13 protein-coding genes and 2 rRNA genes are annotated in these 14,816 nt (G+C 66.8%); 11 read left to right on the plus strand and 4 right to left on the minus strand.

Features of this window, described 5'->3' with window-relative positions; all coding sequences use genetic code 11:
- From RIV12_RS09785 to RIV12_RS09795, 3 genes are all read left to right on the plus strand, one after another.
- Nucleotides 1-119, plus strand: a 23S ribosomal RNA gene (locus RIV12_RS09785); the annotation flags it as partial.
- A 187-nt stretch (nt 120-306) separates the two neighbouring features.
- Nucleotides 307-424, plus strand: a 5S ribosomal RNA gene (rrf, locus tag RIV12_RS09790).
- A 242-nt stretch (nt 425-666) separates the two neighbouring features.
- Nucleotides 667-1,980, plus strand: a complete 1,314-nt coding sequence (locus RIV12_RS09795; protein ID WP_178388853.1) for a threonine/serine exporter family protein — start codon at nt 667-669, stop codon at nt 1,978-1,980.
- 106 nt (nt 1,981-2,086) lie between these two features.
- Here the strand turns inward: RIV12_RS09795 and RIV12_RS09800 are convergent, their stop codons facing one another.
- Nucleotides 2,087-3,859, minus strand: coding sequence for an aspartate:alanine exchanger family transporter (locus tag RIV12_RS09800; protein ID WP_178388852.1), 1,773 nt, complete (start codon nt 3,857-3,859; stop codon nt 2,087-2,089).
- 286 nt (nt 3,860-4,145) lie between these two features.
- On the opposite strand from RIV12_RS09800, the gene RIV12_RS09805 reads away from it, so the two are divergent.
- Genes RIV12_RS09805 through ilvC form a run of 3 tightly spaced genes read left to right on the plus strand, consistent with a single transcriptional unit; the run spans nt 4,146 to nt 7,489 of the window.
- Nucleotides 4,146-5,930, plus strand: a complete 1,785-nt coding sequence (locus RIV12_RS09805) for an acetolactate synthase large subunit (RefSeq protein WP_309323503.1) — start codon at nt 4,146-4,148, stop codon at nt 5,928-5,930.
- Between the two features lie 5 nt (nt 5,931-5,935).
- The gene (ilvN, locus tag RIV12_RS09810) at nt 5,936-6,448 is read left to right on the plus strand and encodes an acetolactate synthase small subunit (protein ID WP_003784785.1); all 513 of its coding nucleotides are present in this window, start codon (nt 5,936-5,938) and stop codon (nt 6,446-6,448) included.
- Between the two features lie 9 nt (nt 6,449-6,457).
- Nucleotides 6,458-7,489, plus strand: coding sequence for a ketol-acid reductoisomerase (gene ilvC, locus RIV12_RS09815; RefSeq protein ID WP_075418414.1), 1,032 nt, complete (start codon nt 6,458-6,460; stop codon nt 7,487-7,489).
- A gap of 89 nt (nt 7,490-7,578) precedes the next feature.
- On the opposite strand, the gene RIV12_RS09820 is transcribed toward ilvC, so the two are convergent.
- Together RIV12_RS09820 and RIV12_RS09825 are read right to left on the minus strand one after the other, a co-directional pair.
- Nucleotides 7,579-8,829 carry an MFS transporter gene (locus tag RIV12_RS09820; RefSeq protein ID WP_075418413.1) on the minus strand — a complete coding sequence of 417 codons (1,251 nt, stop codon included), beginning with the start codon at nt 8,827-8,829 and terminating at the stop codon, nt 7,579-7,581.
- On the minus strand, nt 8,826-9,446 hold the full coding sequence (locus tag RIV12_RS09825) for a TetR/AcrR family transcriptional regulator (RefSeq protein ID WP_309323505.1): 621 nt from the start codon (nt 9,444-9,446) through the stop codon (nt 8,826-8,828). The genes RIV12_RS09820 and RIV12_RS09825 overlap by 4 nt, the downstream gene beginning before the upstream one ends.
- A 116-nt stretch (nt 9,447-9,562) precedes the next feature.
- Between RIV12_RS09825 and RIV12_RS09830 the strand changes: the two genes are divergently transcribed.
- Together RIV12_RS09830 and RIV12_RS09835 are read left to right on the plus strand one after the other, a co-directional pair.
- Nucleotides 9,563-10,630: a 3-isopropylmalate dehydrogenase gene (locus RIV12_RS09830; RefSeq protein WP_075418411.1), complete on the plus strand. Its 1,068-nt coding sequence runs from the start codon at nt 9,563-9,565 to the stop codon at nt 10,628-10,630.
- Between the two features lie 67 nt (nt 10,631-10,697).
- On the plus strand, nt 10,698-11,282 hold the full coding sequence (locus RIV12_RS09835; protein ID WP_309323507.1) for a hypothetical protein: 585 nt from the start codon (nt 10,698-10,700) through the stop codon (nt 11,280-11,282).
- 117 nt (nt 11,283-11,399) lie between these two features.
- Here the strand turns inward: RIV12_RS09835 and RIV12_RS09840 are convergent, their stop codons facing one another.
- Complete coding sequence (locus RIV12_RS09840) at nt 11,400-11,585, minus strand: hypothetical protein (protein WP_309323509.1); 186 nt, start codon at nt 11,583-11,585, stop codon at nt 11,400-11,402.
- A 356-nt stretch (nt 11,586-11,941) separates the two neighbouring features.
- On the opposite strand from RIV12_RS09840, the gene RIV12_RS09845 reads away from it, so the two are divergent.
- The 3 genes from RIV12_RS09845 to RIV12_RS09855 all read left to right on the plus strand — a co-directional run bounded on the left by RIV12_RS09845 (nt 11,942) and on the right by RIV12_RS09855 (nt 14,773).
- Nucleotides 11,942-12,067, plus strand: a complete 126-nt coding sequence (locus tag RIV12_RS09845) for a hypothetical protein (protein WP_256695558.1) — start codon at nt 11,942-11,944, stop codon at nt 12,065-12,067.
- Between the two features lie 214 nt (nt 12,068-12,281).
- Nucleotides 12,282-13,457, plus strand: a complete 1,176-nt coding sequence (locus tag RIV12_RS09850) for a branched-chain amino acid aminotransferase (RefSeq protein WP_309323511.1) — start codon at nt 12,282-12,284, stop codon at nt 13,455-13,457.
- Nucleotides 13,458-13,636: 179 nt separating this feature from the next.
- Complete coding sequence (locus RIV12_RS09855) at nt 13,637-14,773, plus strand: LCP family protein (protein ID WP_309323513.1); 1,137 nt, start codon at nt 13,637-13,639, stop codon at nt 14,771-14,773.
- Nucleotides 14,774-14,816: the final 43 nt, after the last annotated feature.

Consider the following 14,816-nt stretch of genomic DNA (forward strand, 5'->3'; position numbering starts at 1 on the left):
CAGGGCACCTCGGTGTCCTGGTAGGCCCCCAGCAGACTACTGGGTTGATAGGCCAGGAGTGGAAGACCGGCAACGGTCTGTGAGCTGACTGGTACTAATAGGCCAACACAAACAACAACACCCCCACACCCGGGGGCGGTGAGAGTAAGAGCGAAGCGTCCACTATACGGTCCACACCCAACCCAACCACCAACCACACACAAGCACCCAGCGTGCGTGCGTGGTTTAACGGGGGCAGCCAGACAACAACCAAATAGCGGCTCACACGCCAAGACGAACGGACACACGCACAGCCCAACCAGTCGTCTCGGTGGTCACAGCGACAGGGAAACGCCCGGCACCCATCCCGAACCCGGAAGCTAAGCCTGACAGCGCCGATGGTACTGCACCCGCCAGGGTGCGGGAGAGTAGGACACCACCGAGCACATATTCACGCACCGCCCCCAGGGCCCCTCTTAGGAGAGGAACCCTGGGGGCCGGTCGTATTCTCATCCAGAACCACCAACGCCACCAGACCAACCCGCAGTAGCCGAGGCTGTGCTGTGTCCTGCCCCGATCTGACATCGGGGTACGAAACGGTGCACCATTGTTTCCGTGACTCACACCGACCTCCCTTCCCCCCATTCGGGCAGCAGCCATGAGCCGAGCCTTGACGCTGATCGGCTCATGCAACAGTCCGACGTCGTACTGCACCTGGGGCGGCTCATGCTCGCCGCTGGTGCTGGCTCCTACCGCATCAAGTCCTCTATGGCCAGAGCCGCCTCGGCCGTGGGGCTTGACCGCCACGAGGCGACCGTGACGATGACGGAGATCGTGACCTCCTCCTACGTCGGCAACCGCTTTCGTACCGAGGCATGCGAAGTACGTCGTGTCGGTGTCAACGTCGGTCGGTTGGAGGCACTGCGTCGCATCGTCCACGACCTGCGAGCCCATGAAACGGTTGAGCGCCTCGAGGCCAAGCTCGAACAGGTCGAGAAGATGCACGCCCGCTACAACGCCTTCGCCAATGCGGCCGCCTCAGGAGTCGCCTGCGCGGGATTCTGCTTCCTCAACAAGGGTGGTTGGGTTGAGTGCCTGACGGTGCTCGTCGCGGCATTCCTGGGACAGTTCATCCGCCGGCAAATGCTCGAGAGGCACTACCAGCACTTCTTCACCTGGCTCGTTTGCGGAGTCGCGGCCTCCGGCACGTACATGGGCGTTGTGACTGCGCTCGACGCAGCCGGTGTGGTGACTGGCAACCACCAGGGCGGCATCATCTCGGCGATCCTCTTCCTCATCCCGGGTTTCCCGATGGTCACCGCCATGCTCGACCTGTTCCGTCAGGACTTCTCCTCGGCGCTGTCACGCACTGCCTACGTGCTCATGGTCATGGCGGCCGCAGGCGTTGCCGTCTGGACAGTGACCTTCATCTTCCGCTGGGACGTAGCGGCGGCCAGCGGCACTGAGCTCCATGGTCCGCTCCTGCACGTCCTGCGCTGCTTCTGCTCCTTCATCGCCGCCTACGGATTCGCGATGCTGTTCAATGCCGGCGTCAAGGCCAGCATGTTGGCCGCGGTGGTCGGGGCTCTGGCCAATACCGGCAGACTGCTTCTCATCGACGTCTTCCATGTCCCGTGGCAGCTTGCGGTGGGGCTGGCCGCGGTCACAATCGGCCTGCTCGCCCAGCTCTTCGTCTCCCGCGCCTCCCTGTCCCGGGTGGCGCTCTCCGTACCCGCAGTGGTCATCATGATCCCCGGGGTTCCCTTCTACCGGGCCATTTCCGCGCTCAACACGCTCTCGGTGGACAAGGGCGGCGTCGACGTCGGCGAGGCGGCCACGAACCTTTTCGAGGTCTTCTTCGTCATTACAGCCATTGGCGTGGGGCTCGCCCTGGCACGCATCATCACCGACCACAACTGGCGCCACGATGTCGCCACCTCGGGTCGCATCACGCTCCCTCGCACACACGTCGAGGCGGCGGAGCAGCCTCTGGAGGACTGACGTTCGGTCTGTGTGCGTCCCAGGTGGACGATGGTGGCCCGCCGCTGATACGTAGCGGCGGGCCACCATTGATCGTGCAGCACCCGTGTGGCTCGGGGGAGAGGGGTCAGAGACCGCCGAGGACCTGCGCAATGAAGATCTTGACGATCATGGCCACGGGGTAGACCATCGCGTATCCCAGGGCCACCCGAGGATCCGCTCCGGTGCGCTCGTTAGCGAAGGCCAGAATCGCCGGCTGGGTCTGGGCGCCACCGATGAGACCGGACAGGCGGGTCCCTCCCATCTTGACGATCCAACGCATGGAGACGTAGATCCCCAGTCCCACGATGGTGGTGACGACGAAACCGGTGACGAAGATCCTCCACCAATCACCTCCGGTGAATGCGTGCGCGATCTCTCCGCCGGCCTTGGTGCCCGCCTGCGCCAGGAAGACTAGGAGACCGAACTCCGAGAGCACCGCTGTCGCGGTGAAGGGCATAGCGGTCACGAACTTCCCGATGCGGCCGATGCGTCCCAAAATGAGGCCGATCAGGAGCGTGCCCGCGGCCGACCCGATGGAGAAGGTTGCGCCGGTGGGCGTGAGGAACTTCCACTCACCGATGAAGATGCCCAGTGTCATCCCCAGGCCCAGCGCCACCGGGTTGATAGAGGACAACCCGCGCGAGGAGTCACCGAAGTACGTCGAAATCTCCTTCATGCGGCCGGTTGGGCCGACGACGCGAACCCGGTCCCCCTGCTGCAGCACCAGATCCGGGGTGCCCACCATGTCGACGTCGCCGCGGCGTACCCGCGAGATCGTTGCGCCGAAACGGCTGTCGATATCCAGGTCACCGATGGTGCGGCCGGCCAGCTTCGGGTCCGAGACCGTGATACGGCGGAAGTCGAGGTATTTGCGGTCCTCGATGAGTGAGTGCGACGAGCCGTGGCCCACCGCCTTGATCGCCTGGTTGACGGCATCCTGGGTGCCGACGACGGTGATGAGATCATCCTTGTACAGCCGGTCGTCATTCTTCGGTCGGGTGATCGGGCCCTTCTCGCCCCGGCGCAGACGCGAGAACCGCAGCTGGCCGGAGATCGTCTCAACGATGTTGCCCAGGAGCGGGCCGTCCTCGCGCTCCACCCGGATGGTGCGGTTGATGAGCGGGGAGGGAGTGTCCTTATCGCTGCGCCGGTAGCGCAGCGCCAGCAGGCAGAAGAACAGCATGCCGATGACACCGTAAAGGTAGGTGACGGCATAGGCCACCGTGGCGTCACCCGGCCCGCCCTTGTCGCCGGCCATGGCAGCGGCGTTACCGGCTGCGGCCAGGGCGGGGGTGTTCGTGACGGCGCCGGCGAAGGCCCCCGCGATCATCGCCGCCTTGAGTCCGAGGAGACGCCCCACGCCCACGGCCGCCAGGGCTGCCACGCCCAGAACGCCCAGGAGGATCGCCAACGGTCCGCCGGCGGTTCGGATGACGTGGAAGAAGTTCGGCCCGGACTGGATGCCGATGGCGAAGGTGAAGATCGCCAGCCCCAGTGTTCCCAGCTCTCGGGGAACCTCGATCGGCGTTGCGGCAGACGTTCCCCAGGCCGCCAACGCGATGCCGCAGAACAGTACCGCGGCAGCTCCGAGGCTGACTCCCTTGATCTTGACGTGCCCCAGCAGCATCCCGGTGCCGACCAGGAGGAACAGGACGAGAACCACGTTCTCGGACAAGTGGTGCAGGACATTGGCGTGCGCCACCTTCCAGATGAGCAGGGCGGTACTGCCGATCAGGAGGGCCGCTGCCGGGACGCGTATGCTCCTGCGTCTGGCGCGCCATAGCAGCAGCCCGGCGCCGACCATGAGGAGGACGATGACAACCGGGTTGCCTAACAGGTAGTCCAGGACCGTAGCCACGTCGCTAGTTCCGCCTTCCGTGTCTCCGCTGAAAGTGACGCAGCGGATGTTTTGTCAGGAGTAACAGGAGCATTGTGTCATCTCCGCAGGCGCGGATGGCGTACCAAGGTCCGTGATCCGCGGGGGGCGGGGAAGACTCCTCGCCGGGGGAACCACCACGCCACCGAGTTCGTGATTCCACGATGTGAGATAGTCGCTGTCTCATTATGACTCTGTGCGGAGACTGATCTAACGTTCATTACCCGGCAGGTTGCCGGGCAGTAGGCACGGAGAAGGAGAGCGAGCGATGACACGCGATGACGCTCCCGCACGTCAGGGCCAGCAGGTCATGACAGGCGCCCAGGCTCTGGTGCGCGCGCTGGAGGAGCTAGGCGTCACAGACATCTTCGGGATGCCGGGTGGTGCCATCCTGCCCTTCTATGACCCCCTGCTCGCCTCGACGAAGATCCGTCACGTCCTGGTGCGCCACGAGCAGGGTGCTGGTCATGCCGCCGAGGGCTATGCCATGGTCACCGGTCGCCCCGGGGTGTGCGTCGCCACGTCCGGACCCGGCGCCACCAACCTCATCACCCCCATCGGTGACGCCCACATGGACTCAGTGCCCCTGCTGGCCATCACCGGTCAGGTAGGAAGCCGTGGCATCGGGACGGACGCCTTCCAGGAGGCCGATATCGTTGGTGCCACGATGCCCTTCGTCAAGCACTCCTTCCTCATCACCCGTTCCGAGGACATCGTTCCGTGCGTGGCCGAGGCCTTCCACATCGCCTCCACCGGTCGCCCCGGCCCGGTCCTCATCGATATCTCCAAGGATGCCCAGGAGGGGCCCACCGAGTTCGTGTGGCCCCCGGCCCGGGACCTTCCCGGCTACCGCCTGCCGGGCAAGCCCAACCAGCGGCGCCTGGCTCAGGCCGCCGAGGTGATCTGCGCGGCCGAGCGGCCCGTCCTCTACCTCGGCGGCGGCCTGAACCGGGCGCAGGTGCCCTCCGAGGACCTGACTGAGCTCATCGAGCTCATCGGGGCGCCCTTCGTCACCACTCTGACCGCCCTGGACGTCATGCCCAGTGAGCACCCGCTCAACCTGGGGATGCCCGGGATGCACGGCACCGTGGCCGCTGTCGGGGCCCTGCAGCGCGCTGACGTCGTCGTCTGCCTGGGAGCCCGCTTCGACGACCGGGTCACCGGCAAGCCTGACACCTTCGCCACCAAGGCCTCGGTGATCCACGTCGACGTCGACCCGGCCGAGATCTCCAAGATCCGTACCGCCGACGTCCCGATCGTTGGTGACCTGGCCGACGTCGTTCCCGCTCTGAGCGCCGAGTTCCGCGACCACGTCGTCGCCGAGGGACGTGTGGACATCGCCCCGTGGTGCAGCGAGGTCGGGCGGATCCAGGCCACCTACCCCACGGGATGGACCGATACCGATGACGGGCTGCTTCAGCCTCAGGAGGTCATCACCCACCTCGACCGGGCCGCCTCCGAGGACACCATCTGGGTCACGGGCGTGGGCCAGCACCAGATGTGGTCGGCCCACTACCTCACCTTCCGTCGCCCCCACACCTGGCTCACCTCAGCCGGCGCGGGCACCATGGGCTACGGCCTGCCCGCCGCCATGGGCGCCAAGGAGGCGTGCCCCGACCGGCCGGTGTGGCTCATCGACGGAGACGGCTGCTTCCAGATGACCAATCAGGAGCTGGCCACCTGCACCCTCAACAACATCCCCATCAAGGTCGCCATCATCAACAACTCCTCGCTGGGCATGGTGAGGCAGTGGCAGACGTTGTTCTACGGGCAGCGCTACTCCAACACCGACCTGAATACCGGCGCCGGAACGGTGCGTATCCCCGACTTCGTCACGATGGCCGAGGCCTACGGGGCCGTGGGACTGCGTTGCGAGCGCCTTGAGGACCTGGATGACGTCATCGCCCAGGCCAATGCCATCAACGACCGCCCCGTCGTCGTCGACTTCATCGTCTCCGCGGACGCCCAGGTGTGGCCCATGGTCGCGGCCGGGGTGTCCAACGACGAGATCCAGCACGCCCGTGGCATGAGCCCGGTGTGGGAAGAGGAGTGAGCGCCGTGAGCGAGAAGCACACGCTGTCCGTCCTGGTGGAGAACAAGCCCGGCGTGCTGACCCGGGTGTCGGCGCTGTTCACGCGCCGGGGCTTCAACATCCACTCCCTGGCCGTGGGCCCCACCGAGCACGAGGACATCTCGCGTATCACGGTGATCGCCGATGCCGAGGGGCTGGCCATGGAGCAGGTCACCAAGCAGCTCAACAAACTGGTCAACGTCCTTAAGATCGTCGAGCTGGACCCCGACACCTCAGTCGAGCGCGAACTCTACCTCATCAAGGTACACGCTGATGATGCCAACCGCACGGCGGTGCTCCAGGTCGTCGACCTGTTCCGCGCCCACGTCGTGGACGTCGCCCCCACGTCGGTGGTCATCGAGACCATCGGCTCAGAATCCAAGGTCAAGGCTCTACTGACGGCTCTCCAGCCGTACGGTGTCAAAGAGATTGTCCAGTCCGGTGCCGTGGCGATCACGCGCGGCCCACGATCCATCACCGATCAACTCAAGGAGAAGTGAGAAGCAATCATGGCAGCTGAGAAGTTCTACGACGACGATGCCGACCTGTCCGTCATCCAGTCCAAGAAGGTCGCCGTCATCGGCTACGGTTCCCAGGGGCACGCTCACGCTCTGAACCTGCGCGACTCCGGCGTCGAGGTCGTTGTCGGCCTGCGTGAGGGCTCCTCCTCGGTGGCCAAGGCGGAGGAGGCGGGCCTGCCCGTCAAGTCCATCGCCGAGGCCGTCGCCTGGGCCGACGTCGTCACCGTCCTGGCGCCCGACCAGGTGCAGGCCACCCTCTACCGCGAGGAGATCGAGCCGAACATCAAGGCGGGCTCCGCCCTCCTGTTCTCCCACGGCTTCAACATCCACTTCGGCTACATCAAGCCGGCCGCGGACATCGATGTCGTCATGGTGGCCCCCAAGGGACCCGGCCACACGGTGCGCCGTGAGTTCGAGTCCGGCCGAGGCGTGCCCGTGCTCGTCTGCGTGGAGCAGGACGCCACCGGTAGCGCCTGGGACCTCGTCCTGTCCTACGCCAAGGCCATCGGCGGTACCCGCGCCGGTGCCATCAAGACCACCTTCCGCGAGGAGACCGAGACCGACCTCTTCGGTGAGCAGGCGGTCCTGTGCGGTGGCGTCTCCAAGCTCATCCAGTACGGGTTCGAGACTCTGGTCGAGGCCGGCTACCAGCCCGAGATGGCCTACTTCGAGGTCTGCCACGAGATGAAGCTCATCGTCGACCTCATCAACGAGGGCGGTATCTCCAAGCAGCGCTGGTCCTGCTCCGACACCGCCGAGTACGGCGACTACGTCTCCGGCCCGCGCGTCATCACCCCCGAGGTCAAGGAGCACATGAAGGAGGTCCTCTCCGACATCCAGGACGGCACCTTCGCCAAGCGCTTCATGGACGACCAGGCCGCCGGCGCTCCGGAGTTCAAGAAGCTCCGGGCCGAGGGCGAGGCGCACCCCATCGAGTCCACCGGCCGCGAGGTGCGCTCCATGTTCGCCTGGCGCGCCGACGTCGACAAGGACTACACCGAGGGCTCCGTGGCCCGCTGAGGACTGCCGAGATCCGTTGACAACGGGCGGCGCCCCGATGACGTCAGGTCATCGGGGCGCCGCCCTCGTGTCGTCCGTGGACGCCGGGGTCAGGCGAGCCGGCGCCGCTGGAGACGAACGGCGAGGGCCACCAGGGCCAAGACCATGCCCATGAGACCCACGAGAAGCGCTGCGCCGCGTCCAGGACCGGTGCCGACGACGGCTCCCAGGCTGGTGGACAGTGACTGTCCCGGCTCCACCAGGGGCTGAAGCACACGGTCGACCAGCACCCCGGAGCACAGGTAGGCCGCCAGATAGCCCATCTGGGTGACCAGACTGATGGTGCCCCAGGTGCGTGCCTGTTGAGCGTTGTCGACCCGGGTGCGCACAAGGACCTCCGCCCCGGCCTGGGACAGGGGCAGGCAGGCGAAGATGAGGAATCCACAGGCGGCCACCCACCAGGCGCCCGGCCCCACGGGGAGCAGGGCCATGGCGGCGCCGGTTCCGGCCAGGCCCGAGGCGAGCAGCGTCGTCGGCTGGGCGCTCTTCCAGGCGGTCACCAGAGCCGCGCCCACGAGCATGCCGGTAGCGGCCACCGTCTCGACCACCCCCATCTCGGTGGTGCTCACGGTGGGCAGGAGGATCGGCTTGAGGAGCACCTGAACGACCCCAATCGCGAGAGTGGCCAAGGTCATGAGGACAACGAGCGTGCGCAGGGCGGGATGGGATGCGATGGCCAGCCACCCCGCCATGACGTTGTGGTCCTCGTACTGCCGGGGCGTGGCGTGCTGCGGTTCCTCGGCCGCCAGGGCGCGGCGCACCGTCAGGGTGCACGCCACGGTGACCAGGCAGGTACTGGCGTCCAGCAACAGGAGACCCCGGGGCCCGACCAGGGGCATGAGGAATCCCGCCACGGCCGGTGCCAGCAGGTACTTGGCCGCCGAGGCGAGCTGGAGGAGGCCGGAGGAGCGCACATAGTCCTCCTCGGTCACCAGATCGGTGACACTCGCCCGTAGCGCCGGCTCGGTCAGCGCGGCCAGGCAGGAGGAGATGACGGCTCCTGCGCAGATCCATCCCAAGGACGGTCGGGGCGAGGAAAGGGTCATGAGGATGACGCCCAGTCCGAGAATCGAGCCGGCGTCCCCGATCATCATCATGAGGCGGCGGTCGTAGCGGTCTGCGAGGACCCCGGCCAAGGGCGCCAGAAGAACAATGGGGGCGAAGGCACTCATCTGGACGGCCGCCACCGAGGACGCCGTTCCGTAGGCGCGCAGTATGACGACGGCCAGGCCGAAGGCGGTCAGCCCTGTTCCCAGCGAGTTGATGAACGAGCCCAGGACCAGCAGTCCGACGTGCTTCACGGCTCCGCCTTCATCAGGATGCCGAGGCTGCCGGGCTTGGCACCCAGCAGTGTCTCGCAGGCCCAGATGAGGCTGTCGTGGCGGCGGGCGAGCTCATCGGGGCCGGAGTTCATGATGTCGTGATCCAGGAGGATGCCCGAGGCGCTCAGCAGCAGCTCGATGGCGTCACGGGGGCGCTCGGTGGTGAAGGTCCCCTCGCTCACCCCCTGGGTGATGACCTCGGCGAGGACCGGGGTGAGGTGCTCGATCATCGCCGTGATGGACAGCAGGTGGAACTCCGCGTTACCCGGTGCGTGGAACTGGTCGACGAGCTCGGTCTCGGTGTCCACGAGCCGCATCGCGGCCATGATCGCTGCGAGCTTGTCCGTCGCCGGAGCCGATGAGGCGGCGATCTCGCGGGCCTGCTGCTCGACCTGGAGGACGATGCGCAGGACCAGGGCCCTGAGGATCTGCTCCTTGCTGGGGAAGTGGTAGTAGAGCGTCCCCTTGGCGATGCCCACGATCCTCAGGATGTCCTCCATGGTGGTGGATTGAAACCCCTTGGTGGTGAACAGGGTGTGTGCGGCGTCGAGAATCTCCTCGCGACGTTGTGCGGCAGGGCGGTGGATGCGCGGCATGGCTCCTCCTTGGTGCATCGGCAACAGAATAACCGACCGTTGGTCGAAACGCGAGCGCGTACTTCCGTTATGCGGACTCCTCGTCTCGCATCCTGATCGTGCCCTAAGGTGGCCCCATGACGCAGACCATCAAGCTGGCAGTAATCCCGGGTGACGGCATCGGTAAGGAGGTCGTCCCCGAGGGGCTCAAGGTCCTTGAGCGAGCGCTGGAGGGAACCGGGGTCGCGGTCCGTCCTACCGCCTTCGACCTGGGGGCCGAGCGCTGGCACCGGACCGGTCAGACCCTCGCCGATGAGGATCTTGAGGCCATCAAGGCGCATGACGCCATCCTGCTGGGGGCCGTCGGTGATCCCTCCGTCCCCTCGGGTGTGCTCGAGCGCGGTCTGCTCCTGCGCCTGCGCTTCGCCCTGGATCACTACGTCAACCTGCGTCCCTCGGTCTACTACCCGGGTGTGCCGACGCCGCTGGCCGATCCCGGTGACATCGACTTCGTCGTGGTGCGTGAGGGCACCGAGGGTCTGTACTGCGGGAACGGGGGAGTCGTGCGGCAGGGGACGGCGCACGAGATCGCCACCGAGGTCAGTGTCAACACGGCCTACGGGGTGGAGCGCCTGGTTCGCTACGCCTTCGCCAAGGCCCGGGCCAGGGCCGCCAAGCACCTCACCCTCGTCCACAAGCACAACGTGCTCGTCCACGCCGGCGACCTGTGGCGCCGCACCGTGGAGGCCGTCGGCGCCGAGTACCCCGACGTCGCCGTCGACTACTGCCACGTGGACGCCGCCACCATCTACATGGTGACCGACCCCGGCCGCTTCGACGTCATCGTCACCGACAACCTCTTCGGCGACATCCTCACCGATGAGGCCGGTGCCGTGACCGGTGGCATCGGGTTGTCGGCCTCGGGCAACATCAACCCCGAGAGGGCCTTCCCCTCGATGTTCGAGCCCGTCCACGGCTCTGCCCCGGATATCGCCGGTCAGGGCAAGGCGGACCCGACCGCCACGATCAGCGCCGTCGCCCTCATGCTCGACCACCTGGGACTGTCCCAGGCGGCTGCGAGGGTCGAGGCCGGAGTCACTGCGGACATGGCCGCCCGAGGCGGCGGCGCCCAGCGCTCCACCAGCCAGATCGGTGACGCCATCGCCGACGCGGTGACGGCCGGGGCGGATGCGTCATCGCATTGAGACACCACGGCCCTCTTCGTGTCCGGAGCGTGACCGCAGTACTCGGGCGGGTCGTTACATTCTGGGTATGTCGTTACGCGGTCCCCGACGTCGGGTCGCCACCTGCCTCGTGCTCTCCGGGCTCGCCGGCCTGTGCGGGTGCGATGTCCTGACCGATGATCCACTCACTGACTCCGAGATGTCCGTCTTCCTGGCCGAGGCGGATTCACGTGCCGCTGGATCGAGGGGAAGGACCTTCCAGGCGACCGTAGCGGCGGCGGCGACTCAACGCTCCTCCATCGTGGGGGCCTTGTCGCTCTCGCGGGTCAGGAGCGACGCCGCCGCAGACGCCAAGGCACTGGTCTCCCGAAGCGGAGCCATCGCCGGCGACCTCAGCCAGGCGGAGTCCGCTGGTCTTGAGGTCAAGAGGTCTGCGCTCAACCAGGCGATTCAAGGCGACGACGTCGACGTGATCCGGGCGGCGCTCGCGGACCTTGGTCAAGCTGTTGCCGTGGTCGAGTCCGCGGTCTCCTCCCGACGCTCCTCCGCGGCCCAGGACCAGGTGGCTCCGCCAATGGGGGAGATCCTGTCGGGAGCTCCTGGCCAGGGCGAGTCCGGCGAGCCCACGGAGGCGGGTGAGGAGGTCGGTCGACCGGGGAGAGGGGGAGCCTGAGCCGCACTCCCAGATCGGTGCCCCATCCGATGCGGCACCATCGAGTGCACAGGGCGCCGCTGAACCTGTGCAGGACCCGTCCTCTCAAGGGGAGCAGTCGCAAGAGCCGTGACGAGCTCACCCGGCGGTGGGGGCGACCGGCGTCTCGGGTCCCGGTGTCCCCGTGGGCCAGCGGGACTGATCCGACAGGCCGTCCACGGTGATGCCACGAATGGTGGTGTCCCACGCCGTTTCATCGAAGGCTCCCTGCTGGCACACCTGAGTCACCGACGGGGCCGCTCCGTCGGCCGACCACACCCGCACGAAGGCCCTCCCCGTGACCCGGGAGCCGCTGACTCTGGCGCTGAAGGTCGTGGCGATTCCGGTGTAGGGCTCGGAGCGGTTCGTCGCCGTGAGCTCCTGCTGACCGGATTGCCGATCCTCCGGCTAGGTCTCCGCCAAGGAGGCGGACCAGTGCTCGGACAGGGCGCTGGTCGTCGCCGCCGGAGACGACCAGCGCCTCCGCGCTGGTCAGCTCGGCACTCACCTGGCATCCGGAGAAGGGTGAGGCGTAGGAACGTGACCAGGAGGCTCGGGGAGGCGATGTGGGTGCGGGGGCCGAGGGCCCACGCGGTGCGGCGGTGGAGGTGGTGTAGCCGGGCAGGTCCGGGAACCCGACCGTGAGCGCTGCTGCGGCCGTGGCCTGGCTGGTCGGCAGCGGGGTGGGCATCACCATCCGGGACGGAGTCGTCGAGACGTGCGGCGCCGCAGAAGGAGAAGCCGGACCTGCGTTGGCGGCGAGCTGATCCAAATCCACCTGTGCGCATCCGGCCGTCCCGGTCAGCAGGGCTGCGCCGGCCAGCGTGCCCCGCACGAACCTGGCTCGGGGGCTCAGCCGGTGAGCACTGATCGATGGGCGCTGAACGGAGCTCATGGCCGGAACCTAGTCCCGCGCCCGCCTGCCAGCCAGCATATGGGAAGGCCGTGTCCGAGTTGTGGCCTCGACGGTAGGGTGGGCCTATGCCCGAGACAGACGCCACCTCAACCGACTTCGCATCCTCCTCCTTGGCTCGTGCCGCCGAGGTCCCAGTCCCGGAGGCCGACGTGCTCGCCGGTCGATTCCCCCTGACCGCCAACCCGTCACCCGTCACTGAGGATGACCGGGCAGCAGTCCTGGCGGGCCTCCACTTCGGTAACTCCTTCACCGACCACATGGCTCACGCCCGCTGGAGGCAGGGGGAGGGGTGGGGTGACTACGGCGTCGTTCCCTACGGCAATCTCAGCCTGTCCCCGGCCGCGGCTGTGCTCCACTACGGCCAGGAGATCTTCGAGGGCATCAAGGCGTACCGGCACGAGGACGGATCAGTGTGGACCTTCCGTCCCCGCTACAACGCGGCGCGCCTCAACGCCTCCGCCCGGCGCATGGCTCTGCCCGAGCTGGCGGAGGAGGACTTCGTGGCCTCCCTGGTGGATCTGGTGCGTGCCGACGCCGCCTGGGTGCCCTCGGGTGAGGGCGAGTCCCTCTACCTGCGCCCCTTCGCCTTCGCCTCCGAGGCCTTCCTCGGTGTGCGCCCCTCCGCCGTGGTCGACTACTACGTCATCGCCTCGCCCGCGGGATCCTACTTCCCCCACGGCCTCGAACCCGTCTCCATCTGGGTGACCACCGAGTACCACCGTGCCGGACGCGGAGGGACCGGGGCGGCCAAGACCGGGGGCAACTACGCCTCCTCCCTGCTTCCTCAGCAGGAGGCCTACGCGCGGGGCTGTGACCAGGTCTGCTTCCTCGATGACGTCTCGCAGAAGAACATTGAGGAGCTCGGCGGCATGAACATCATGGTCGTCGACGCCGACGGGACCGTACGTACACCGCGTCTGACCGGGACGATCCTGGAGGGCTCCACCCGCAGCGCCATCATCCGCCTGCTGCGCGACTCCGGGCGGAGCGTCGTCGAGGACACCATCAGCCTTCAGGGGCTGCTCGCAGACATCGAGTCGGGTCGGGTCAGCGAGGTCTTCGCCTGTGGGACCGCCGCCGTCGTCGTGCCTCTGGGGCATCTCAAGGGCGAGGGGTTCGACGCCCGTATCGAGGGCAGCGAGGTCACCCGGCAGATCCACGACCGGCTCACCGCCATTCAGTCCGGTCACGCCGAGGACCCCTACGGGTGGATGTACCAGCTCGTACCCCCTCGTTCATAAAACCACTGGAGATATTCCTTCTGATCGTCCAGAAAGATATTCTGGGCGTGACATGAAATGGTGACGGAGAGATTGCGTCGGTCTCAGTTGCATCTCATTTCATGAGCAATTTGCCCGGAATTCCTAAAACAAGGGGATTCCGGGCAAAACGCTTGAGAAATATGTGGTGCCATTAGCCCATGACGCAGTCCCTCCTACCAGAACCTGGAAGCACCCCGATTGACAAGGGTGATGCTGAAGCATCCTCATCAGGGATCGAAACGACCTCGATGCGCAGCGTACGCGGCGCTCGACGCCGCCCCGGACGAGGATGGAGGATCGCCCTTCTCAGTGTCCTGGCGATCTTCCTGGTTCTGACCCTGGCCACGGGAGGCCTCGCCCTGTGGGTGCGTCACTCCATCGCCTCCGGCATCGAGACGATTGCGGACCCCTTCGCAGGTATTCCCACGCGAGCCCCGCAGCAGAAGGCGGCGGCGGGCAAGGAGCCGGCCGTCAACATCCTGGTCCTGGGGACCGACTCGCGCACCTCCGCCTCCGACCCCTCCCAGTGGCAGGAGGGGGCCCAGCGCACGGACGCAATCATGATCGTTCAGGTCAGCGGCGACAGGAAGACGATCTCGGTCATGTCGATCCCCCGTGACTCGTGGGTGGAGATCCCCGGTCACGGCCAGGGCAAGATCAACGCCGCCTACTCCTACGGGGGGCCCTCGCTGACGATCCACACCGTGGAGAACCTCACCGGCATCCACATCGACCACTTCGCGGTGGCGAACTTCGAGTCCTTCGTCGCGCTGACCGACGACATCGGTGGGGTGCGCGTCAACCTCAAGACGCCTCAGACACTCGCCGGCAAGGATCTCGGGGCCGGGCCGCAGGTACTCAACGGGCAACAGGCCCTGGCCTACACCCGCGAGCGCTCCTCCCTTCCGGGCGGGGACTTCGACCGCGTCAAGCGTCAGCAGACCTGGATGCGCTCCATCGTGAGCAGGGTCCTGACCAACGGCACCTTGAGCAGTCCCACGGCGCTGTACTCGTTCCTCAAGACCGCCTCGCGGACAGTTGCCGTGGACGAGTCCTTCACTCTCAACCAGATGCAGTCCCTGGCCCTGGAGACGCGTCACCTTCACAGCAACGACATCATGTTCATGACCGTACCGACCGCCGGTACGGGAACCTCCGAGGACGGGCAGTCCATCGTCAGGCTCGACGCCGATGCGGACGCTCCCTTGTTCAAGGCCTTCGCCGAGGACCAGGTGAGCACCTACCTCGCCGAGCACCCCGACGCCGTCGAGCTGCTTCCCGCCACGGTGAACTAGGGGTGAGGACTCGTGGTGCACGGCGCGGCGTCCCGGCGGAGTG

The organism is Actinomyces stomatis, assembly GCF_031292835.1.
GTDB lineage: Bacteria > Actinomycetota > Actinomycetes > Actinomycetales > Actinomycetaceae > Actinomyces > Actinomyces stomatis.